The following is a 23463-nucleotide window of genomic DNA, read 5'->3' on the forward strand; positions in this document are numbered from 1 at the left end:
TATGATTCGTTTCACTCACATCCCGCTCAAGGATTTTATTAAAAAACACAATCCCCAAGAACCCAAAAGGGAAACTATAGAAAATTTTGAAAAAGAAATAAACAGCTTATTAGAAAACGCGCCAAGACAAGATGATGAAGAATTTCAAAAAAATGAAATCAATAAGTTTTTAAAAAATGTCTATGGCTATGACTGCAATACATCTAAAAAAGTGGATAGCGCGATTTATGTGGATGAGGAAGTCCAAGTGCTTATTGAAGTCAAAGCCCTAGATAAAAAGACAGAATTCCCTAAAAACAGAGAAAACCCGCTCAGTAAAGCCTTTTGTCAAATGGTTTTGTATTTTTTAGAAGAGATAGAAAAAGAAAAAAACAATTCCCTGAAACATACCATTATTTGCAACGCGCATGAATTTTTTCTCTTTGATTGTAAGGATTTGCTTTTTTTAAACGAAGATAAATGCATCAAAAAACTCTATAAAAATTACGCTAAAAAAGAAGGCACAGACTCTTCAAAACCAAAATTTTACAAAGATTTAGAACAATTTTTGCAAGAAGATTTTCAAGGCGAACTCCGCTACACTTACTTTAATTTGAGCGATGATTTTAAAGAACTTCCTTTGATTTATCAAGTTTTAAGCCAAGAAGTCCTTTTAAAACAAAGGAAAACCCTTGACGCTAACACGCTTAACAAAGATTTTTATGAAGAATTGCTCTACATTTTAGGGTTAGAAGAGCAAAATGACAAAGGGAAAATTTTAATCAAGCCCAGCCGCACCCAAAACTCCCTAAGTTATGCCCTAAAAGAGAAATACAAAAATTTAGACGATGAAGAAGTCATGGCGTTACTCATCGCTTGGAATAACCGCATCTTGTTTTTACGGCTTTTAGAAAGCCTTTTAATCTCGTTCAAGCATTTTAAAAAATCTTTCTTAACCACAGATAATTTTGAAGATCGTTTCTTAACCACAGATAATTTTAAAGATTTCAACGCCCTAAACAACCTTTTTTTTGAAGTCCTAGCCAAGAAAAATAACGAGCGCTTAGACAAAAAAGACAAGATTTTAGAAAAAATCCCTTATTTGAATTCCAGCTTGTTTGATAAAACGCCTTTAGAATTAAAGGGGCATGAAATCAAGCTTTTAGACAATAAAAAGCTAGAAATCTATAAAAATTCCGTTCTCAAAAAAGACAACCCAAAACAAGAGCCTTTGCCCTTGCTAAAATACCTTTTTGCATTTTTGCGCGCTTATGATTTCACCACCACCCCTAAAGACATTAAAGATAATACAAATACCAGCGAAAGCCGTTTGATTAACCCTAGCGTTTTAGGGCTTGTTTTTGAAAAACTCAACGGCTATAAAGAGGGGAGCTTTTATACCCCAAGCTTCATTACAAGCTACATGTGCAAAGAGAGTATCAGTAAGATCGTGTTGGATAAATTCAATCAAAAATATATTATAGAGTGTGAAAAATTAGAAGAATTAAAAAATTATCTCAAAAATGATAGCTATAAAGAGGATAAACGCAAAGAATACTTGCAATTCCTTCTCACTTTACGCGTTTGCGATCCGGCGGTGGGGAGCGGGCATTTCTTGGTTTCTGCGCTCAATGAAATGGTGTGGATTGCTTATGAGCTAGGGCTTATTGCTTCCTTGTATCGCCACGAGCTTAGATTAGAAAACGATGAAATCATCATTCACCACACGCCAACGGGTGAAATCTTTAACTACATAAAACCGCATAGCGAAAACGACCCCCACCACCAAATCCAAAAAGAACTTTTTGATCTTAAAAAAGACATCATTGAAAACTGCCTTTTTGGCGTGGATATTAACCCCAATTCTTGCGAAATCACCAAGCTCAGGCTATGGATAGAGCTTTTAAAATACAGCTATTATATTTTTGAAGAGGGTAAGAACACTAACAATCTTGAAACCCTCCCCAACATTGACATTAACATCAAGTGCGCTAATTCGCTTATCTCACGCTTTAATTTGAATGACGATCTCAAAAAGATCCCCAATATCAAGCAAAAAATCCAAGAATACAAAGATTTAGTCGCCCAATACAAAGACCCAAACCCTCTCTATCCCTTAAATAAAGCAGATCTTATCAACAAAATCCAAGACTTAAAAAACACTTTTTCCCTCACGCTCAAAGACCCTAAAACCAAAGCAGAGCTTGAAAAGGCTATTGAAAAACACATCAAAAAATACAATTTCTTTGCCCTAGACGATAAGAGTTTGCTAGATGGGTTAAATTACTTTATCCCAAGCCTTTTTGGCGCACTTAAACTAAGCCCCAAAGAAGAGGAAGAGGCTTTTGCTTCTTATGGGCGTATTAGAGCTTTAAGAAAAAAGCTTGATGATGCCTTGAGTGGTAGAGAGTATCACGATGCGTTTGAATGGCGCTTTGAATTCCCTGAAGTTTTAAATGATGAGGGGGATTTTTTAGGCTTTGATTGCATTATTGGGAATCCGCCTTATATGCAAGTTAAAAAAGGATTGTATTCATCTATTTTTTATCCTTTTAGTGAGGGAAAAGATATTGGAAAACAAAATACCTACAAGGTTTTTATTGAGCTTGGTTTTAATCTAACCAAACAAAAAGGGCTAATATCTCTTATCACACAAAGTTCAATCATGTGTGATTGTTCTGCACAATTTACAAGAGAATTATTGTTAAAATATTGCCAAATACATTATTTTGTGGAGTTCAATAAAAAACAAAAATTATTCAGCAATGTGATTCAAGGGGTATGTATATTAGAATTTTTAAAAGATAGACCTAATAAAGAACATGCCTTTAAAATTGCTATCAATAACACTCAAATCCAAATGAACCAAATTCAATATGAGCAAATCAAACAAGATGAAATTTTAAAATTTTTCCCACTTTATGAAATACCGCTAATTAAAAGCGGGGAAATGGAAATTGTTAGAAAGATCAAAACAGACAAGATTTCACTTAGAGATTTATTGGAAAAATCTCTACAAGGCAACATTAACACCATACATTTAAAAGATATTCAAGATCAAAAAGAAACTAATGGTCGTATTTACAAGGGTGCAAATTGCCACAGGTATTTTTTAGACACGCAATATTTATTTGCAAAAGATAATCAGATCACTCAACAAATTTTTGAAAAAAATTACTATCAAAATATCATCGTAACACAAAATATTACAGGGACTTCAGACGCTTATCGCATTCATGCTAATCTTATAGAAGTAAAGAATCAAGAAATGCTTTTTTTGCATACTTGTAACCTTTCATATTGTAAGGAGCTAGAGCATGCAAAATTTCTTGTTGGGTTGCTAAATTCTAGACTTCTTGATTGGTTATTTAGAAAAACAAGCACTAATAACCATGTTAATTTATATGAACTTGAAACTCTTCCAATCCCACAAATCACCAAATCAAACAAGCCTACAGCCGATAAAATCACCGCTTTAGTGGAGCAAATCCTACAATTAAAAGAAAACGACCCTAAAGCCAACACCCAAAGATTAGAAAAAGAAATTGACGCTTTAGTCTATCAGCTCTACCACTTCACCGATGAAGAAATTAAGATCATTGAAGACGGGCAGTGAAAAGCTGATTTTCCACTTAAGGATAACCCCCTAATTTAGGGGGCAACTCTTTTTAAGAATTAGCGTTTAATCACTAGATCAAACTTTAAACCCAAAAAACTGATTTTTAGGTATAATTCTTTAAGAAGAGTGTTTACTACGATGATTTTTCATAGTAAGCTCCTAAAAGTGGATTTTACCCCCTAATCTCTAGTGGAATAAAAATTAGGGGGTGATCGTTATTTTATCCTAATCTCACAAAAACGATTTTTATAAAAGTTGCAAACCACTCATTTAAAATCGTATTGAAAAACTTCACAAGAAATAAAAAGCGCTTTACCTTAAAGGAAACCCCTTAAATAGGGGAAACCTTTGGTTTTAATGGGTTTTTTTAACAACGATTTTAACCCTATACTTAAAAAAAGGTATTTTTAAGTATAATACAACCAAAGGTTTTTTACCATGTTTTTTGGACATAGTAATCCTTTGAAGGTAATTTACCCCCTAATCTCTAGTGGAATAAAAATTAGGGGGTGAGCGTTATTTTATCCTAATCTCACAAAAACGATTTTTATAAAAGCTGCAAACCACTCATTTAAAGTCGCATTAAAAACTTTCTTCCCAATTTTTGAATTTAGTTAAAAGCTTTTTTAGAGATTGAATTTTAGATACCCCTAATTCTTAAACAAAGACTCTAAAGCTTCTACCCCCACTTTTGGCGTTTCTTTTTCGCTTTCATTTTCTGTGTTTTCTTTGACGCTAGGAATGGTTTCAAACTCTATGTGATAGCCTGTAAGCATGGACGCTAGGCACACATTCACCCCGCCTTTACCGATAGCCTTAGATTTTTCAATGTCTAACAAGCGCACTTTAGCCTTTTGCAAATGGTTATTGACGATAAAACGCTCTTGAACGGATTCTTTTTCTTCAGCATTCAATTCTTCTATGGGGATTTTTTTAATTTCAACGCTTAAAATTTTGGCTGGAGCGAGCGCTAAAGTGATATAAATTTCAGGCACATTAGAATACTCTATGCAATCAATGTTTTCTTTATTCAATTCGTTACTGATCGCATTAATGCGCACGCCCTTAACCCCCACCGCCGCGCCTATGGGATCAATCCTAGCGTTATGGGAAAAAAAGCTCACTTTCGCTCTGTTGCCTGGGATTCGCGCGCAATGGATGATTTCAATTTCTTTATCTTTAATTTCAGGGACTTCTAATTCCAACAAAGCTTCAAGCATTTTAGGGGTGGTGCGGCTCAGCTCTAATAATAAGCCTTTTTTCGTGCGTTTGACTTGCGTTAAAACCGCTTTAATGCTATCGCCCACTTTAAAACTCTCGCCCTTGATGCGATGGCGCATGGAAAGAACGCCCTGAAATTGCTGCTCGATCTCAATAAAAGTGTTTTGATTGTGATCCACTAAAATCACTTGCCCCATTAAAACGCTGTTAAGACGCTTTTGAAACGCTTCAAAGTGGCTGTCTTCTAACGCTTTTTCTAGTTGGTATTGCAAATCTTTAAAAAGGCGGTTGATCGCTCCTTGTTTCATGCTCTCCAAACTCAAGCTATAGGACAATTCGTCTTTGATCTTAACGCTTGGATCCATTTCTTTGGCTTTAGACAAGCTGATGTATTTAGAAGGATCGTTAATTAACCTTTCATCATCATCTTCTAAAACTTCCACCAACTGGATAAGCTGGAGCTGCTTGTTTTCTTCAACCACCAAGTAGCGCGCTAGGGGGTCTAACTCGTTTTGCGCCATTTTTAACAAACAGCCTTGAATCACTTTTGAAATCATCTCTTTAGGCAAATTTTTTTCATACGCAATGCATTCTATAAGGTCGCTGATTTTTTCCATTCTTAAGTTCCTTTAAATTGATGTTCTGTCGTTTTCTATCATTCTCTAGCGTTTTGTGGGGGATATGGCACGTTTAAAAGAAATTTTATTATAGCGAATTTTTAAGCTTTATTAAGAATTTCTTCTAAAACCAAAGCGATTTTTTCAAAATCTTTTTCATTCAGGCTAAAGACTTCAAAGCACACAAATTCGCATGAAATTCTTGTAATAACGCCTTTTTGGAAAAGCTTTAAATAAAGTTTCTCACCATTTAAAGCGCGGGTATTTTTGGGCTGGATTTTCACGCAAAAGGATTCTAATTCCCTACCAAACAAATTCCCTATTTTAGAAAAGCTAGAGGCGATGCTCACATTCAATTCTAAAGGCTTTAAAAGGGCGTAGAGTTTGAGGGCTTTTTGCAATAAGGCGTCTTTAGTTTGGTTTAGTAGCGCATGGATTGTGATTTCTTCTTGATGATTGACCCATGTTTTTAGGCTGCAAAAAAGCAAGGTGAGCGTGATTTTATCCGCTCTTAAGGCTCTATAAAGGGGGTGGTTTTTTAATATTCCAACCCATTCTTTTTTCCCCATAATAATACCGGCTTGAACGCTGTTAAAGCATTTATCTGCGCTAAAGCTTAAAAGCGATGGTTTTAGGGCTAAAACCTCTTCTAAAGCCGTTCTGTCTAACAAATCCACATCCCCTAAATTGTAATAATCTATCAAACCATGCTCTTTGGCTAGGGCTTGCAAATCTTTAAAGGGCGTGTCTTTTTTAAAAGCGGGGTTGTGGGTTTTAAAGAGCATTTTGCTGTTTTCATTCAAGGCTAAGCGGTAATCCCTTAAATAAGCGCGATTAATATTCCCCACTAAATGCAGCCTAGCCCCACTACTCAATAAAATATCTTTAAGGTTAAAATCCCCCCCCACTAATTCGCCATAAGAAACAACGATTTCTTTTTCTTGCGCTAAAGCGTTAGCGATGAGGAATATTGCGCTGGTGTTGTTATTCACAATTAAAATTTCTTCCGTGTTAAAACACGCCTTAAAAAGCTGTTTTAAAGGGGTTAAGCGGTTCTTTTTTTTAGCGGTGTTGAGATCGCATTCTAAATCAATGGGTTGGGTTAAAACTTCTTTTAAATAAGGTTCAATCTTTTCATAAAATTGCGGGCTAAAAAACGATCGCCCATGAGTTTCATCAAAAACGCTCGCGCTCGCGTTGATGATTTTTTGATAAGGGTTTTTCAAAAGATCCGGGGTTATTTCAAGCGTTTCTTTAGCCATAGTGAAGCGCGTTTGGTTCCTTTTTTGAGAATTAAATAAAGCGTTATCTTAAACTAAACTCGCTAAATTTTTGATAAAACTACTTTTTTAAAATCCTTAAGAGCATTTTAATGAGCTTATTGAGCGAGCGGAACTTTTTCCATAGAGTTTGGCGGTTTCTATAGGGCTTTTTCATGTTTGTTTCCATGTTCAAAATTCAAAAAGAAATCCTAAGATTCCTTTCATTTTAGAACTGATAGGATACCTCAAAACGCGCATTAAATCCAGGAGCCGGGAGCGCCATGCGCTTGCCTTTAGGGATCATATCGCTCGCTGGAGCGTCCGCGCTCGCTTGAAACACAGAAGTTTGATCCACATATTGCTTGTTTAAGATATTATTAAACACGGCTGAAATCCTTAAACCCTGCCATTTTTTAGAAGGCGGAGTCCAATTGATAAAGATATTATGCACGCCATACCCGGGTTTATGGATTTTGATCAAGCCGTATTGCGGGTAATAGATAGAATAACCCTCATAATACATGTTAGTTACAAAGCGCGAGAGCCAAGTTAAAGTAAGCCCCCATCTGCGAACATCATAATCGGCTTTTAGGATAAACACATTCCCAGTCGTTGCAGCTAGAGCGTAAGTGTCCGCTAATAAATGCCCCCTAGCTGTTGGCCAAGAGCGAGCCACTGAGAAAGTCCCTAAGAAATTCTTATACCTCACATTCCCTGAAACTTCATAACCATAGATATTAATGGTTTCGGGCAAATTCCCTGACATGTTTTTTGCGGTCGCGTTACCTCCTCCATTTTTAGAAGTGTCTTGCCCGTAGCTGTTGATGAAATTATTGATGACTTGATAGAACGCTGCCCCGCGCACATTGAAATACTTGCTGTTGAAATCCACATTGAATTCCACATTTTGACCGATTGATGGGCGCAAATTCCTTTGATAAATCACCGTAGGATCGCGCATCAAAACGCCATCGCCCGGTAAAGCCCCCTTAGTTACATACGCATAGCTCACTTTCAAGCCAATGCTTTCAATGGGGTTATAAAGCACGGTTGCAGAAGGCGAGAAACCAGAAGTTACATGCGTGCGGCCGTTTTTGTCTAGCAAGGTGTAAATATCATAACGAGTTCCCGCACCCACGATCACATTGCTTAAAATATTGTAGTTCGCTTGCATAAACCCTCCGATGATATTGCCGATCGCATGCGAATTTTGGGGCATGTTACGATAGAGCGGGTTAGGCGTGTTGAGATTTTGAGGGTATTGAGAGCTTTGATCGGTGTAGTAATGGCGGTAAGGCAAGCCCGGCCCGTTAGGGTCGTTAGGATCAATATTATTTTTATAAAAGCCGTTTTTGCCTTTATCCAATCCAGAGAAAACGCTCAGGTTTTGATAAATCATGCCGTATTCAAACACATTCCCATAATCTTCGCTAATGGGGTGGGTTACTTTAACATTAACGCCTGAGTTGATTAAAAAAATCCTTCTGGCTAAAGTCCCCTCAGCGTCCGCATTCCCTAAAGTCCAATCGTTCGCGCTAGGGTTTTGAGCGTTAGGGGGGGTCATGTCATAATCAGGATTTTTAGGGACAAGCCCATGATAAACGTTCGCGTTTGCAGAAAGCATGGTAGTGCTAAGTTGCCCATACCCTGCTTGCGCCCCTCCACTAGAATCGCTATCCCCTTGCCAATTAATAGAGTTAGGCGCGCCATAGCCTATTTGATAGCCTCCATTAGAAGGCCTGATAGCCCCTTGCGTGCATTGGCTGATATTATCTGGGTTATTACACCACTCTTTCACTTCAGGGATATAATCCGGGTTGGCTGGCTCGTTAGAATTGTAAGCGAAAGGATTCACCACAGGGTTATAATTGCCCCCCCTTACCCCTAAAAAGGCGGTGGATTCAACGCGCGGCTGGTTAAAATTAGGGCCGCCTTCATGCTTGTATTTCAGACTCAAATTGTGGTTGAAGTTGATCGTATGGGCTAATTCTTTCCCAAAGTCAATCACAAAAGGCGCTGGCTGGCTTCCTGGGTCATTGGCTTTGGAGAGGGCTGAAGTGGTGTTAGGGCGTAAAAGCCTTGTAGAATTGTCTCGTGTGAGGTTGTAGCTCACGCTAATGCTATCGGTTTCGTTGATATAGCCATTAATTTTAGCTAAAACGCTATTGACTTCACTCGGAGTCCCTACGCTCATTTCGCTATTGCTTGGATCTTGTAAATCGTAGTTAGGGTGGAAGAGATCCCTAAAAGCGTTGTTCCCGTCTCTGTAGTAAAAAATATTTTGATGGTTGTAATAAGCGAGTATGTCCCAGTTTTTCCCCCGATAGGCTGCAGTAGCGTTCATGCGATACCCGAAGTTGGTATAAAAGGCCGCTTCCGCTTTAGCCCCATAAGTTTGATTCTTTCTTAAGAAGTCGTTAGCGTCAATCGTAGTGAAAGACAATTTACCAGCCACTGCACCTGGGCCTGCTGAAGCGTTCGCTGCCCCTTTAATCACTTCCACTTCTTTGATCATGTTAGGATCGATCACGGTGTTAGCGTCATGGTGGAAAATATTACCATTTTGAGCGACGCCATCAATCGTTACCCTTAAAAGACGGCTTTCAATCCCCCTAACATAGATTTTTTGCGCCATCAAGCCCCCACTGGCCACATTCACATCGGCCCTGGTCCTAAAAATATCACGGATTTGGTTGCTTTGGCGTTGCTGGAGTTCTTTTCTGTCAATATACATTTTATTATTATATTCAAAAGTCCTTTCACCCTTGGTGGTTACCTTACCCAAAGTATGTTCTTCCTTAGCTTGCAAACTGCTAGCGACAATACAAGAGACAAACACAATACGAAATTGATTTCTAAGCATTTCTTTGCCTTTTCATTTACTTTTTTCTAAAAATTTAGTCAAGTTTTAAACCTAAGGTTATTATTACATTATTCTATTTAATAATACCTTAAATTTGTTTTAGGATTAAGAAAAAATGAAGAAAAATATGATTAAAAAACGCTTTAGCATTTTACTGAGCGGCTGAATCAATCATTACTCGTGAAGAAGCGCTGCTAATGCCCCTTAAAAAAGTTTGAGAAGACACATTGATTTCAGCGTTTTGGCGGAAAATATCGCTTGGCTGGTTGCTTTGGCGTTCTTCTAAATCGTGGCGTTTGATAATGATCGTATTCCCCCATTGAAAGGGTTTATAAGATCGCTTTTTTTTGATGACAAAATGGGGTTTTAAATCCAAAAATTGCGTGTAACTTGGGAAATATAAAGGCTCTAGTAAGGGGTTTATGGGGTGCGCTTTTAGAATGATAAGGAGAAAAAAGAGGTTAAGGATTATTTTCATAGCTAATTCTCACGCTCGCCCCCACTTGAGAATTTTTAGAAACCTCTAACTTGTTGATCTTTAAAAAAAGATCAGTGATCTCCTTGTAGCGTGTTTTTAAGATATGGCTCAAATCTTTAAGGGCGTCTTCAATGAGGAAGTATTGTTTTTCTTGCATCGTGCTTTGAATGATTTCTTGGATTTCCATATAATCTAAATAGGTTTTGTTAGGCAATTCTGTGTAGAAAAGATCCAAATTCACGCTTATTTTTTGAGGTTTTAGGCGTTCAAACTCCAAAATCCCTAAAATCGTTTCAAACACCAAATGATGGATGTGAACGGCTTGCTTGATTTTCATAAGACTTTCTTTTCTTTACCAGCGAGTAAGTTAAAAATATTGCCCGCATGCTTGATAAGGGTAAAAATAAAGATTAACACCATCGGCGTTTGCGTGCCGACTTCTTTAAGGATATTGACGCTATCTGGGATATGCATGTAAGGGATAAAAAAGATAAGAATTGTCGCTGTGCCTACCCCTAGAATGCTGGCGAGCGAAGAGATTTTAAGCACCTTGCCCACAAAAAACCACACCATTAAACCGATCAAGCTTTCAATAGGGATAAGCAACACCACAGATCCCATGATCGTAGAAACGCCCTTGCCTCCATTGAAATTCAAAAAAGGCGAATAACAATGCCCTAAAATGCTAGCGATAGCGACCATCCATTGCAAGCTATACTCTAGCCCAAACAATTTGCTTAAAAAAACAGCGAACATGCCTTTGAAGAGATCCGAAATTAAGACTAATAGCGCCATTTGCTTAGCGTTACTCACGCCCCTACTTTGCAAAGCGCGCAAAACATTCGTCGCGCCAATGCCCCCCGATCCGATCTTAGTAATATCCATGCCGTAAAAGATTTTCATTAACGCATAGCCAAAAGGAATCCCCCCAATAAGATAGCCCAAAAGGGTGAAAATAATATTAATATTGGTTAGGAAGTTTAAAACGCTTTCCATAAATACCCTTTCAAATAAAATAGCTGTCATTATAACATGTTGCTTTTTAAGTGAAAGCGTTAAGTTGTTAGGGTATAGTGGATTAAAAATTTTAGGATATGAGAATGCTTGAATCTTCTAGCCATTTTTTAAAATCGTTTCGCTTGAAGCGTTATATAGGGTTTCTATTGATTTCTTTAGCGCTATTAATCACGCCCTTTATCCGCATTGATGGGGCGCATTTGTTTTTGATCTCCTTTGAGCATAAGCAATTGCATTTTTTAGGCAAGATCTTTAGCGCTGAAGAATTGCAAATTTTGCCTTTTATGGTTATTTTGCTTTTTATAGGGATTTTTTTCATCACCACTAGCCTTGGGCGTGTGTGGTGCGGGTGGGCTTGCCCGCAAACCTTTTTAAGGGTGCTTTATAGAGACGTGATTGAAACCAAGATTTTCAAGCTCCATAAAAAGATCAGCAACAAGCAAGAAAGCCCTAAAAACACCCCAAGTTATAAGATCCGTAAAGTATTGAGCGTTTTGTTATTCGCTCCTGTTGTGGCGGGGCTTATGATGTTGTTTTTCTTTTATTTCATCGCCCCTGAAGATTTTTTTATATATCTTAAAAACCCTAGCGAGCACCCTGTTGCTATGGGTTTTTGGCTTTTTAGCGCGGCTGTGGTGTTGTTTGATATAGTGGTGGTTGCGGAGCGTTTTTGCATCTATTTATGCCCTTATGCCAGGGTGCAATCGGTGTTGTATGATAATGATACCTTAAACCCTATTTATGATGAAAAGCGTGGCGGAGCGCTTTATGATAATCAAGGCAACCTCTACCCTCTATCCCCTAAAAAGCGTAGCGCGGAAAATGAGTGCGTGAATTGTTTGCATTGCGTGCAGGTTTGCCCCACGCATATTGATATTAGAAAGGGCTTGCAATTAGAATGCATCAATTGTTTGGAATGCGTGGATGCATGCACCATCACCATGGCTAAATACAATCGCCCTTCACTCATCCAATGGTCTTCAACCAACGCCACAAACACGCACCAAAAAGTGCGCTTAGTGCGCTTAAAAACGATCGCTTACATGGGGGTTATCGCTATTGTAATCGCTCTTTTAGTCATCACTTCGTTTAAAAAAGAACGCATGCTTTTAGACATTAACCGCAACAGCAATTTGTATGAATTGCGATCTAGCGGGTATGTGGATAACGATTATGTGTTTTTATTCCACAACACGGACAACAAAGACCATGAGTTTTATTTCAAAATTTTAGGGCAAAAGGACATTAAAATCAAAAAACCTTTAACCCCCATCATGGTTAAAGCCGGGCAAAAGATCAAGGTGGTAGTGATTTTAAGAAAACCCTTAAAGAGTAACGCTACAGAATACAAACGCACTAAAGACGCTCTAATCCCTATTACCATACAAGCTTATAGTGCAGACGATGAGAATATTACGATAGAAAGGGAATCGGTGTTTATTGCGCCAAGTGAGGATTGAAGCCTAAAACTAGCGCTCAATCACTTCATAAGGCAAGCCTTGTTTGATCAATTCTTCCATAAAGGGATCGGTGTTTAATTCTTCTACGTTAAACACCCCAGCCCTAAAATGATCCGTGCTCCAAGTGTCATTGCAAATCATTTTAGCCGCGCACATCGCTGGCACGCCGGTGGTGTAGCTTATGGCTTGCGAACCCACTTCTTCATAGCATTTTTTGTGATCGCACACATTGTAAATGTAGAGCGTTTTGTCTTGGTTGTTTTTAATGCCCGTCATATAGCACCCGATGTTGGTTTTACCGGTGGTGTCTTTGGCTAGAGTCGCTGGATCAGGAAGCAAGGTTTTTAAAAATTGTATCGGCACGATTTTTACGCCTTGATGCTCTATTTCTTTAATGCCTAGCATGCCGACATTTTCTAAGCATTTCATGTGGGTTAAATAATTTTGAGAGAAAGTCATAAAAAACCTCGCCCTCCTTAAGCCTTTAATGTTTTTGACTAACGATTCCAATTCTTCATGGTATAAAAGATACGAATCCATTTCGCCAATCTGCGGGTAAGCCCACACTTGCTTGATTTCTAAAGGCTTTGTTTCAATCCATTTGCCATTTTCATAATAACGCCCTTTAGAGCTGACTTCTCTCAAATTGATTTCGGGGTTAAAATTCGTCGCAAAAGGGCGTTTGTGATCCCCAGCGTTGCAATCTAAAATATCTAAAGTGTGGATAGTGTCAAAATGGTGTTTTTGAGCGTGAGCGACATAAGCGTTAGTAACGCCCGGATCAAACCCAGCCCCTAAAACCCCTAAAATCCCCACTTCTTTATAGGCCCTATCAAACGCCCATTGCTCTTTGTATTCAAACTTCGCTAAATCCGGGTGTTCGTAATTGGCGGTATCAATGTAATGCGTTTTAGTTTCTAAACATGCTTGCATGATCGTTAAATCTTGATAGGGTAAAGCCACATTGATAACGACTTTAGGCTTGTGTTTTTGGATTAAAGCGACTAAGGCTTGCGTATCATCGGCATCCACTTGCTCAACGCCAATTTCCCCCAAACCCTTTTTGAGCATGCTTTCTTTAATCGCATAGCATTTGTCTAAGCTCCTGCTTGCTAAAATGATATTTTTAAACACATCCCTGTTCATGCCCATTTTGTGTGCTACCACACTGCCTACGCCACCAGCTCCAATTTGTAATACTGTATGCAAGGAACACCTACTTTCTAACTGATCTCGTTCTTTTAGGGGGGTATTATATTATAATAAGATAAATTTGATTAATAAGGATGCAAGCTTGCAAGAAATTAAGTTGGATATTTATGCCACTTTGGTGTGCATGGTTTTAGTGCTGCTTTTGGGGCGTTATGTGATTTCTAAAGTCAAGTTTTTACGCGATTATGATATTCCAGAGCCTGTTGTGGGCGGGGTTTTAGTCGCTTTTTTTATCATGTTAGCGCGTCAGTTTTACAATTTTGGCTTGCAATTTGATTCTTCTTTAAAAGATCCTTTAATGCTGACTTTTTTTATCACCATTGGTTTGAGCGCGGATTTCAAATCTTTGCAAAAAGGCGGGAAAATGCTTGCGGTTTTTTTGCTGGCTGTGGCGGGGTTTGTGGTGTGTCAAAATGCAGTGGGGATTTCTATCGCTAGCCTTTTAGGGGTCAATCCTTTAATGGGGCTTTTAGGGGGGTCTATCGCTTTAGTGGGAGGGCATGGCACTAGCGCGGCATGGGCTAATTTTTTCACCCAACCACCTTATAATTTTAGCTCCAGTTTAGAAGTGGGCATGGTGTGCGCGACTTTTGGCTTGGTGAGTGGGGGGATTATTGGAGGGCCTGTCGCTAAATATTTGATCTCAAAATACAAACTAGAGCCTAAAGACACTAAAGAAAAAGACACTTTAGAGGGCGTGGCGTCTAAAGGCTTTGAAACCCCTAAAGAGCAACGCCTAATCACCGCATCCAGTTTTGTAGAAACTTTAGCTTTGATTGCGATCGCTTTATTGGTGGGGACTTTTTTATCGCACTTGATGCCTAAAAGTTTCACTTTGCCGACTTTTGTGTGGTGTTTGTTTGTGGGGGTTATTTTAAGAAATGCCTTGTCGTTTTTTAAAATCCATAGCGTGTTTGACAGAGAGGTTTCAGTCATAGGGAACGTGAGTTTGAGTCTGTTTTTAGCCTACGCTTTGATGAGCGTGAATTTATTGGAATTGTTAAAACTCGCTGTGCCGTTAGCGGTTATTTTGAGCGTTCAAGTGGCGGTTATGATCCTTTATGTGGTGCTTGTAACCTTTAGGGTATGCGGGAAGGATTATGATGCGGCGGTGTTGTGTGCGGGGCATTGCGGTTTTGGGCTTGGAGCGACTCCAACGGCTATGGTGAATATGCAAACCATCACCAACCACTACGGGCCATCGCATGTAGCGTTTATCGTCGTGCCTTTAGTGGGAGCGTTTTTTGTGGATATTATCAACGCTTTAGCGATTAAAGGCTTTTTGCTCTTGCCTTTTTTCCCGTCATGAGACTTTATGAGAGTTTATTAGAAATGTGCTTGAATAAGGCATGGGAGCATCAAACCCTAGCCTTAGAAAACCCAAGCGTGGCTTGCATGGTGCTAGATAAACACCATGAGATCTTGAGTTTAGAAACCCACAAAAAAGCCAAAACCCCGCATGCAGAAGTTTTAGCCGCCCAATCAGCGCTAAAGATTTTACGCCCCAGTTTGAAAAACGATTTAGAAAAGTTAGAAGACCCTAAAACTTTAAGCGATTTTTTAAAAACGCACCACGATAACGCTTTTACAGAATGCGTTTTTTTAATCACCTTAGAGCCATGCAATTCTTATGGCAAAACCCCGGCGTGCAGCGAATTGTTAGAAATTTTAAAGCCTAAAAGAGTGGTCATTGCCACAGAAGAAAACGAAGCTAAAAAAGGGGGTTTAGCAAGGCTAAAAAAGGCTCGTATTGAAACAATGATTTGCCACAATTTAGAAAACAAGGCTAAAGACTTGCTCTTGCCTTTTAGGATAATGGAACAAAAGGGGCGTTTTAATTTGTTCAAACTCGCTTTAAGAATGAATGGGGATTATTATCATGGTAAGATCACCGGGCAAAAAAGCGTTATTTTCACGCACAACCAGCGAGCGGTATGCGACACGCTTATTGTTTCTGGGAAAACCATAAGAACGGACAACCCCTTATTAGACGCTCGCTTTTGCGGCAGCTTTTATCACAATAAAAACCCCAATATCGCTATTTTATCCAAGCGTCCAATCAACCCCCATTCAAAAGTTTTTTCTGCGCCCAATCGTTTGGTTAATGCTTTCTATGACCCTAAAGATTTACCCATAGAGAAGGGGTTTAATTTCATTGAAGGGGGGTGGGAATTGTTTGAGAGCTTGAGGGATAAAACAGACGCATTGCTTTTGCATTCGCATGCGTCTATGATTGGCGAAGCGTTTAGTGCATTCGCTTTAAAAACCCCTTTTAAGGGGCGGTTGTTGCATGCGCAAATCTTGGAAAATGAAGCCCTTTTATGGATAGAAAACTCTTAAGGTTATACCAGCCTTTAAACGCTTATTCTTACAACAGCGATTCGCTTTTTTTATACGATTTTTCACGCCCTTTGATTAAAAATAGCGGCGCGATTTTAGACATAGGATCAGGGTGTGGAATCTTAGGCTTACTCTGCGCTAGAGACAACCCGCTAGCGATCGTTCATTTAGTGGAAAAGGATGGCAAAATGGCGTTTTGCTCCCAAAAAAACGCCCTTAAATTCCCCAACGCTCAAGTGTTTGAAAGCGATTTTTTAGATTTTAACCCCCCGATTTTGTATGATGTGATTGTGTGCAACCCTCCTTTTTACGCTTTAGGCTCTATTAAATCTCAAATTAAAGGGCATGCGAGGCACCAGAGCGAATTAGACTTCGCTTCTTTGGTGGCTAAAGTGAAAAAATGCTTAAAACCTAAAGGGTATTTTATTTTTTGCTATGAAGCCTTGTCGCTTTGCTTGGTCATAGAGAGCTTAAAAAGCGTTAAGCTCACGCTAGAAACTTTAAGGTTTGTCCAAAGTTTTAAAGACAAAAACGCCCATTTGATGCTTGGAGCGGCTAGGAATAATTCCAAAAGCGCTCTAAAAGTTTTGCCCCCTTTAATCACGCACCATTCCAAAAACCAAAGCGACAACACCAAGGAAGTTCTAAGCATCTATCAAATTTGTAACACTTATTCTATCAAAGCGCTTCTCAATTAGCGCCCTTAAATTAAGGATTAAAAAATGAAATGTTCGCATTGCCAGTTGGAGTTTAAAGAAAGTGAGCTTTTTAAAGAGGTGATCCATCATAAAGAATTGTATTTTTGCTGCACGGGGTGCGCTAGGGTGTATGCGTTATTATTGGATTTGAATTTAGAGAGCTTTTATGACAAATTAAACGATTCCACTTTAGCCCCTGTAACGCCCCAAGATTCAATGAGCGCTTTGGAATTAGAACAAGCCCTTGAAGAAAACAATAAAGGCGAATTAATCCTTAATCTTTTGCTAGAAAAAACGCATTGTAACGCTTGCTTGTGGCTCAATCAAAAGGTTTTAGAGCGCTTAAAGGGGGTTAAAAAAGTGAGCGTGAATTTCACCACCCACCATTTACAAATCGTGTTTGAGAAGTCCTTAGACCCTAAAGAAATCGTTCAAAAAATTGAGAGTTTGGGTTATGGGGCTAAAATTTATAACGCAAAAAATTACACCCTAAAAGCCCAAAAAGAGCAGCGCTCCTACTTGCTCACTTTAAGCGTTGGGTTTTTTGCCACCATGAATTTGATGTTTATTGCCATTGCCAAATACGCAAGTTATGGTAGCGCGAGTTATGGCGGTGCGAGTTATGGCACTGGCATGGATAAGCTCATGCAAAGGAATTTGGATCTCGTATCGCTCTTTTTAAGCTTGTTGGTGCTAGTGGTGGTGGGGCGTTTTTTCATTAAGGGGGCGTTTTATGGGCTAAAAAATGGCGTTTTGGGCATGGATTTGAGCGTGTCTTTTGGAGCGTTATCGGCGTTTGTTTATTCTTTTTATGCCATGCTGGTGTCCCAAGAGACTTATTTTGAAGCGAGCAGCACGATTTTAACGCTTGTTTTTGGCTCTAAGTTTTTGGAATTAAAAGCCAGGCTGTTTGCGAATGAAAAATGTTTGGCCCTAGAATCGCATGAAATCCATAGCGTGATCGTTGTAGAAAAGGACAAACAAATAGAAAAACACCCTAAAGATGTGGCGATAGGCTCTGTTGTTTGGGTGCCAAGCGGGGCTAAAATCGCTTTAGATGGCGTGCTTTTAAATCATGCGAGCGTGGATGCGTCTTTGATCAGCGGGGAGTTTAAGCCTTTGGAATTGGAGGTTAATGATCCAATTTTAGGGGGTTATGTGAATGTGGGCATGCCTTTTAGCTATCAAGTGAGCGCTACTTTTCAAAACTCACGCCTTTCTGGTTTGTTAGAAACTTTAAAAAAGAGTTTTTTAGAAAAGCCCTTAATTGAGAGCAGCGCGAATCAAATTGCGGATATTTTTTCTAAAGCGGTGTTGTTTTTAGCCTTTATAAGCTTTTTATTATGGCAATTTGGTTTGGGGGGTGATTTTGAAAAAGCCTTAATGGTGTGTATTAGCGTGTTAGTCATCAGCTGCCCTTGCGCATTCGCCTTGGCTACGCCCATTGCGTTAGTGATAGGGGTGTTTAAAAACCCTTTGATCGTGTTTAAAGAAGCGTTGTTTTTAGAAACTCTGGCTAAAGTGGAAAAAATCTTTATAGACAAAACCGGCACTCTCACGCAAAAAGAAGTCCTTTTAAAAGAAAAAATCATTTATGAAGAATTTGATGAAAGGCTTTTGAAGAGCCTTTTAAAAGTGAGAGAGCATTTAGCCCATAATGCGATTCTTAAAACATTAGATGGCGATGAGGTTAATTTAGAACAGATAGAGTTTTTCGCTCATGGCCTGAAAGCGAATTATCAAAACGAAACTTTGCTAGTGGGGAGTTTGAAATTTTTAAACGCTATGGGGGTTGATATAAAGACTAAAGAGAGCGCTAATATCATGGTAGGCTTTGCGAAAAACAAGACTTTATGCGCGTTATTCATTTTAGAAGAGCGTTTGAAAAATAACGCTAAAGAAGTCATTCAGGCTTTACAAAATAAAGGCTTAGAATTAGAAATTTTAAGCGGGGATAATGAAAGCTCGGTTAAGGAGTGCGCGAAAAAATTAGGGATTTCTAAGTATCATGCCCATTTGACCCCTGAAGATAAGGCTCAAATCGTCAGCTCTTATCAGGGCGTGTGCGCGATGATAGGCGATGGCAATAATGACGTGCTAGCCTTAAAAAAAGCGAGCGTTTCTTTAGGGTTTGAAAAAAGCGCTTTGAGTAAAAGCGCATGCGATATTTTGCTTTTAGAAGAGGATTTGAGTTTGCTAGAAAAAGCGTTTCATAACGCTCAAAAAGTCTATCAAGTGGTGTTGCAAAACATTGTTTTGAGCTTGATTTATAACGCTGTTTTAATCCCAGTCGCTATGCTAGGATACATCAACCCTTTAATAGCGAGTTTGAGCATGAGCGCTAGCTCACTCTTAGTGGTTTTAAATTCTTTGAGGTTGAAACGCTCTTAAACAAACCACATCGTTTTGGCTAAAATGGCAATTAAAAAACCAAAAGTTAGAGCGATAGGGTGGATATATTTGCCAATAGGGTTTTTCTTGCCCAAAAACTTACACAATAAAGAAAAAAGCACTAAAAGAAAAACGCTTAACGCTAAGATTACCTTCACCATCAGTATCTTTTGAAAAGGGGTTTCACACCAGCCTTTATCGCCTCCCATATACCGACTAAGCATTATTCCCCCTGTTAAAACAAGCCCTAAAACGCATAAGGGCATGATTTTAACCGCTCTTTGAGTGATCCCTGCATTTGCTTTATTGGCAAAATCTTCGCCAAACATTTTCTTCACATTAGGGAAAATCACCCCATCAAAAAACAAGTAACCGATAAAAATAATGGCGCACAATAAATGAACAACCAACGCATAAGGATAAATCGCATCCATTCAAAATCCTTTATTCATGGGAAAATTAAAGAGTTTCTAATCTACTATAAAAGGATTTTATTGTCAAGTATCCCACTATTATGGGAATTTTAAGGGTGGTTTTTGTTTGACTTTTAAGACTGCAATTAGCTATAATAAAATAATTAAAAAAGTAATACTTAAGCGGAACGCCCTAGAGAGTGGTGATCAATTTTATAGCAAAGAAGAAAATAGAATGCAAGATTGCAAGATGGTTTGTAAAAATTTTAATCGTAAGGAATCTGTTTTGATGGCTCAATCTTTAAATATTTCTAAAAAAGGCTCGGTAGTTTTAGGCGCTCTTTTGAGTTCGTTATGGCTGACAAACCCCTTAAGCGCTTATGAAAAAAATGGCGCGTTTGTGGGGATTAGCTTAGAAGTGGGTAGGGCTGATCAAAAAACCAACGCTTACAAAAACGGCGAATTGTTTCAAGTGCCTTTTGGCGATGTTTCGGCTAATGATGATGGCAAAGTGCCTGATGGGCAGACTGGTGGCTGTCAGCCCGCTTCAGGGACACCAGGAACGCCAGGCTATACTCAAGCTAACTGCGTGGTCAATTGGACTTCTCGCACCATGCTAAGCACCAATAAAAACATTCCTGGCCGTAACCAGCCGATGTATGGGCTAGGCGTGATCACAGGCTATAAGCATTTTATGGGTAAAAAAAGGTGGTTTGGGCTACGCTATTATGGTTTCTTTGATTATGGGCATTCCAATTTTTCTAATTCTAGAGCCGCTAACGCTATATCGCCTTTTTATTTGAGCGATCAAAAAGCCGACATGTATACTTATGGTTTTGGCACAGACATGCTTTTTAATATTATAGATAAGCCTAAAGCCACGGCCGGGTTTTTTGTGGGCGTGAATTTTGCAGGTAACACTTGGACCAATAATCGTGTGGGGTATTTTAAGGACGGGTATGTTTATGGCGTTAATACTGACGCTGACGCCTACATGACTAACGCTGATGGCACAATCACTTGTGGGGACACGACGCCGGCGAGTTGCAATGTGGGGATCAACCCTAACAGCGTCTATACTACAGGAAAATTAAACGCTAAAGTGAATAACACGATTTTCCAATTTTTGGTGAATGTAGGGGTTAGAACCAATATTTTTGAACACCATGGCATTGAGTTTGGTATCAAAATCCCCACGCTCCCTAATCATTTTTTCAAAGGCTCTACCACTATAAAAGCGAAAAAACAAGGCCCGCTAGAGAATGGGAATCCGACCACTATCACCGGAGCAGAAACCAATTTCAGTTTAACCCAAACCTTACGCCGTCAGTATTCCATGTATTTACGCTATGTCTATACTTTTTAAATTCAGTAGGGTTTTTAGGCAAGGCTTAGACATGAAAGCTTTGTGCTTCAAGCTTTCAAACCATCATTGAGTTGCAATAACTCTGCACTGTTTTCTGCTTTTTTGATAAAATCATTGATAGCATAGTAGCATATATTAATATTGTCTTTGAATGGGGCAAATTTTGCATATTCTTTGGCATCATCATGGGTATTTGGAGCCACAAAAACACTGAATTTTTCTCTAATATCGGTGCTATTGTTGATCAAATCTTTTAAGTGTCTGGGTATCATTTTGCTTTGACTCCTGTCTCTAATCAAGCTCACTTCTGTATAACTTTGGGCTGTCTATAAGCTACAAGGTTTATTACCGCTTGCTGTATATACGGGCAAGCCTTCACTTTTATAATGGGGTATCACGCTTAAATACTTAAAATGTTGTTTCAAGAAAATAGCGCTTAAAAATTCCAAGCGTAAAGGCCTATTGATGAATTTTAAGAAACTATCTTTTGATTCTTGTTTCTTGTTGCAAGCGATGAGCAATTCTTGCTTGATAAAATCTTTAGTATAAGTGTTTGCTAGTTCATTCAATTTGCTTGATTTAACGCTCTCATTAGTGCTGATTGGAGTAACGCTAACAAGAAAGCTATCCACACTCGCCTATGGTTAAAAAAGGCGAGTTTGTTAGCTTGAGTGTCATCTAAATAATCCCCCTTAAAAGCCTTATGGGTTTGTAAAATATAATCTATTTTATTATTTTCATTAGTGTTAATATCAATAAACCTACCATTACCACGCAATGAAATAAGTCCTACAATACGCATTTTTCTAATGCATTCATCAACAGCTTCGTTAGTGATTTGGCTCATTTTAAATCGTATTTTATTGATGCTTTCTAAAAGTTTTAGGCATTTTTTACAGATAAATTCATCTGAGTAACTGAATTCTGTTTTATTGATAGCAACGATTTCTTGTCTTAAATGAATGATATAGTCATAAAGATCATTAGCGTTATCGTTTCTCCAACAAAGTAAAATAGGGATTTCTTTGACAGATAGGGGAGTTAGATGGGCATTTTTGAGTCGTTTCAAAAGCGAGAGTAATAGTTTGAAAGGGTTGTTATGGTTTAAGTTCTTTTTGTAAGGGTTTCTTGCTTCATATTTAGACAGAGCGTTTAAAAATATAGCCCCAACTACGCTTTCATCAACGCTTTCTTTAAAAGCATCGTTTTCTTTATCGTAATAAGCAAGAATAAGCATCTTAGCGCTATCGCTGATGAGTATTTTCTCATATTTTGCATAGTAGCAAAAACCAAACTCACACATAAGCTTATACCAAGTGTCAAACCGACTTTCCCATCCATGCTCAAAGCCCATTTCTTTATGCTGTTGTGGGGATATTTCTATAATGCGTTCTAACTCTTCATCGCTAAAGACATATTCATTGGAGTCAAATTTTTCTTTCAATTCTTTATTTTGATTGATAGAAGTAGGTCTATAAAGCCTATGAGCCAAAACGGATTTGATAATTTGCATGATCGTTGAAGATTGAAGGATTTGATTTTCAAATTTTCCTAAAACAGCTAAAAATTGCCCTATTCTTTTAGGGTTTCGCATGGTGGTTGAAAAGCTTAAAATTTTTCGTGCCGGTTTTTTAGTCATAATAATTACCTATAATTAGTTACAAAGATTTCTTGACTATCTTCTTTAATAGTATTGTCATTATAACTGATATAATTACTCTTGATATTAAAAATATAATATTTTTTAGCCCATTCTTTTAAAATAAAATTAGTCTCTCCCTTGTGATAAACAAGATTAGTTATACCAAATAAAACTCCCTTTTTATCTAGGCTATCTAAAACACCATATAAGGCTATCTCATTATCGCTATCCCATAACTTGTTGTATTCACTATTGGAGATTAAATAAGGGGGGTCAAAATAAACATAATCATCTTTTAAATAAGTGGTGTGGTTAAGGAAATCAATATAATCATCATTGTGAAAAATAATGGTGTTTTGCTGTATAAAATCTATGTAGTTTTTTAGGGCATTATAAACATTTTCATTGAAATCCACATTACCTACAGGTAAATTAAAAAGCCCTTTAGAATTAAATCTAATCATGTGATTAAACCCATAAATTAAAAGTAAATATAAATAGAGCATGTTGTTTTGATTGGAGTTAAAATCAGCCCTTAGTTTTTCATAAGCTAATTTATTGTATTTAGCGTAGTAAGTTTTTATATATTGTTTTTTTAATTCATCAGGGGCTGTAATCCCCTTAAAAGAGAAAGACAAGCCATAATGAATGATAATTTTAGACAATTCATCAAAAAGCTCACAAATATTGAACTTGCTTAAAGTTTTATGTAAATTGATAATATTGGTATCTATGTCGTTAGCTAAGTATCTTTTAGCCTTAGTGTTTAAAAACACGCTACCCCCACCCACAAAAGGCTCAATAAATTGATTAATGTTATTTGGGAATAGCTTATTGAGTTGTGGCATGAGTTTATATTTATCCTCTACATAGAAAAAGGGAGAA

16 protein-coding genes and 1 pseudogene are annotated in these 23463 nt (G+C 38.2%); 7 read left to right on the forward strand and 10 right to left on the reverse strand.

The annotated features are described in order from the left end of the window. Position 1: 1 nt before the first annotated feature. Complete coding sequence (locus EAL49_RS04625) at positions 2 to 3595, forward strand: type IIG restriction enzyme/methyltransferase (RefSeq protein ID WP_120829244.1); 3594 nt, start codon at positions 2 to 4, stop codon at positions 3593 to 3595. A 653-nt stretch (positions 3596 to 4248) separates the two neighbouring features. Here EAL49_RS04625 and nusA read toward each other — a convergent pair. The 6 genes from nusA to plsY form a co-directional block, all read right to left on the reverse strand. Beyond that, positions 4249 to 5436: a transcription termination factor NusA gene (gene nusA, locus EAL49_RS04630; RefSeq protein ID WP_120829246.1), complete on the reverse strand. Its 1188-nt coding sequence runs from the start codon at positions 5434 to 5436 to the stop codon at positions 4249 to 4251. 101 nt (positions 5437 to 5537) lie between these two features. Beyond that, on the reverse strand, positions 5538 to 6698 hold the full coding sequence (locus EAL49_RS04635) for an aminotransferase class V-fold PLP-dependent enzyme (RefSeq protein ID WP_120829248.1): 1161 nt from the start codon (positions 6696 to 6698) through the stop codon (positions 5538 to 5540). Between the two features lie 226 nt (positions 6699 to 6924). Further along, positions 6925 to 9561, reverse strand: coding sequence for a TonB-dependent receptor (locus tag EAL49_RS04640; protein ID WP_120829250.1), 2637 nt, complete (start codon positions 9559 to 9561; stop codon positions 6925 to 6927). A 151-nt stretch (positions 9562 to 9712) separates the two neighbouring features. Continuing rightward, the gene (locus EAL49_RS04645; protein ID WP_120829252.1) at positions 9713 to 10039 is read right to left on the reverse strand and encodes a Plug domain-containing protein; all 327 of its coding nucleotides are present in this window, start codon (positions 10037 to 10039) and stop codon (positions 9713 to 9715) included. Beyond that, a complete protein-coding gene (locus EAL49_RS04650) occupies positions 10023 to 10376 on the reverse strand; it encodes a FolB domain-containing protein (RefSeq protein ID WP_120829254.1) in 354 nt (117 codons plus the stop codon). The genes EAL49_RS04645 and EAL49_RS04650 overlap by 17 nt, the downstream gene beginning before the upstream one ends. Beyond that, positions 10373 to 11035, reverse strand: coding sequence for a glycerol-3-phosphate 1-O-acyltransferase PlsY (gene plsY / locus EAL49_RS04655; RefSeq protein WP_240461648.1), 663 nt, complete (start codon positions 11033 to 11035; stop codon positions 10373 to 10375). The genes EAL49_RS04650 and plsY overlap by 4 nt, the downstream gene beginning before the upstream one ends. Before the next feature lie 104 nt (positions 11036 to 11139). On the opposite strand from plsY, the gene ccoG reads away from it, so the two are divergent. After that, complete coding sequence (ccoG, locus tag EAL49_RS04660) at positions 11140 to 12516, forward strand: cytochrome c oxidase accessory protein CcoG (protein ID WP_120829256.1); 1377 nt, start codon at positions 11140 to 11142, stop codon at positions 12514 to 12516. A gap of 9 nt (positions 12517 to 12525) precedes the next feature. Here the strand turns inward: ccoG and EAL49_RS04665 are convergent, their stop codons facing one another. Beyond that, positions 12526 to 13725: a saccharopine dehydrogenase family protein gene (locus tag EAL49_RS04665; protein WP_120829258.1), complete on the reverse strand. Its 1200-nt coding sequence runs from the start codon at positions 13723 to 13725 to the stop codon at positions 12526 to 12528. A gap of 85 nt (positions 13726 to 13810) precedes the next feature. On the opposite strand from EAL49_RS04665, the gene gltS reads away from it, so the two are divergent. The 4 genes from gltS to EAL49_RS04685 are packed head-to-tail and all read left to right on the forward strand — an operon-like array spanning position 13811 to position 19157. Beyond that, positions 13811 to 15037, forward strand: a complete 1227-nt coding sequence (gltS, locus tag EAL49_RS04670; RefSeq protein ID WP_120829260.1) for a sodium/glutamate symporter — start codon at positions 13811 to 13813, stop codon at positions 15035 to 15037. Then, a complete protein-coding gene (locus tag EAL49_RS04675) occupies positions 15034 to 16068 on the forward strand; it encodes a bifunctional diaminohydroxyphosphoribosylaminopyrimidine deaminase/5-amino-6-(5-phosphoribosylamino)uracil reductase (protein WP_120829262.1) in 1035 nt (344 codons plus the stop codon). The genes gltS and EAL49_RS04675 overlap by 4 nt, the downstream gene beginning before the upstream one ends. Continuing rightward, complete coding sequence (locus EAL49_RS04680; RefSeq protein ID WP_120829263.1) at positions 16050 to 16766, forward strand: tRNA1(Val) (adenine(37)-N6)-methyltransferase; 717 nt, start codon at positions 16050 to 16052, stop codon at positions 16764 to 16766. Before EAL49_RS04675 ends, EAL49_RS04680 begins: the two co-directional genes overlap by 19 nt. 24 nt (positions 16767 to 16790) lie before the next feature. Next, positions 16791 to 19157, forward strand: coding sequence for a heavy metal translocating P-type ATPase (locus EAL49_RS04685; RefSeq protein ID WP_120829265.1), 2367 nt, complete (start codon positions 16791 to 16793; stop codon positions 19155 to 19157). Here EAL49_RS04685 and EAL49_RS04690 read toward each other — a convergent pair. After that, complete coding sequence (locus EAL49_RS04690) at positions 19154 to 19591, reverse strand: CopD family copper resistance protein (protein WP_120829268.1); 438 nt, start codon at positions 19589 to 19591, stop codon at positions 19154 to 19156. The two genes, EAL49_RS04685 and EAL49_RS04690, sit on opposite strands and share 4 nt — an antisense overlap. Before the next feature lie 214 nt (positions 19592 to 19805). Here EAL49_RS04690 and EAL49_RS04695 point away from each other — a divergent pair, with 214 nt between their 5' ends. Further along, positions 19806 to 20936 (forward strand): outer membrane protein, encoded by a 1131-nt coding sequence (locus tag EAL49_RS04695; RefSeq protein WP_120829354.1) that lies wholly within the window; start codon positions 19806 to 19808, stop codon positions 20934 to 20936. Positions 20937 to 20983: 47 nt separating this feature from the next. On the opposite strand, the pseudogene EAL49_RS04700 reads toward EAL49_RS04695, so the two are convergent. Both EAL49_RS04700 and EAL49_RS04705 read right to left on the reverse strand, forming a co-directional pair. Further along, positions 20984 to 22575 (reverse strand): annotated as a pseudogene (locus EAL49_RS04700) (AlwI family type II restriction endonuclease). 5 nt (positions 22576 to 22580) lie between these two features. Next, complete coding sequence (locus EAL49_RS04705) at positions 22581 to 23426, reverse strand: Dam family site-specific DNA-(adenine-N6)-methyltransferase (protein WP_120829355.1); 846 nt, start codon at positions 23424 to 23426, stop codon at positions 22581 to 22583. Between the last annotated feature and the right edge of the window lie 37 nt (positions 23427 to 23463).

The sequence above is a fragment of the Helicobacter pylori genome, assembly GCF_003637665.1.
Lineage (GTDB): Bacteria > Campylobacterota > Campylobacteria > Campylobacterales > Helicobacteraceae > Helicobacter > Helicobacter pylori_CK.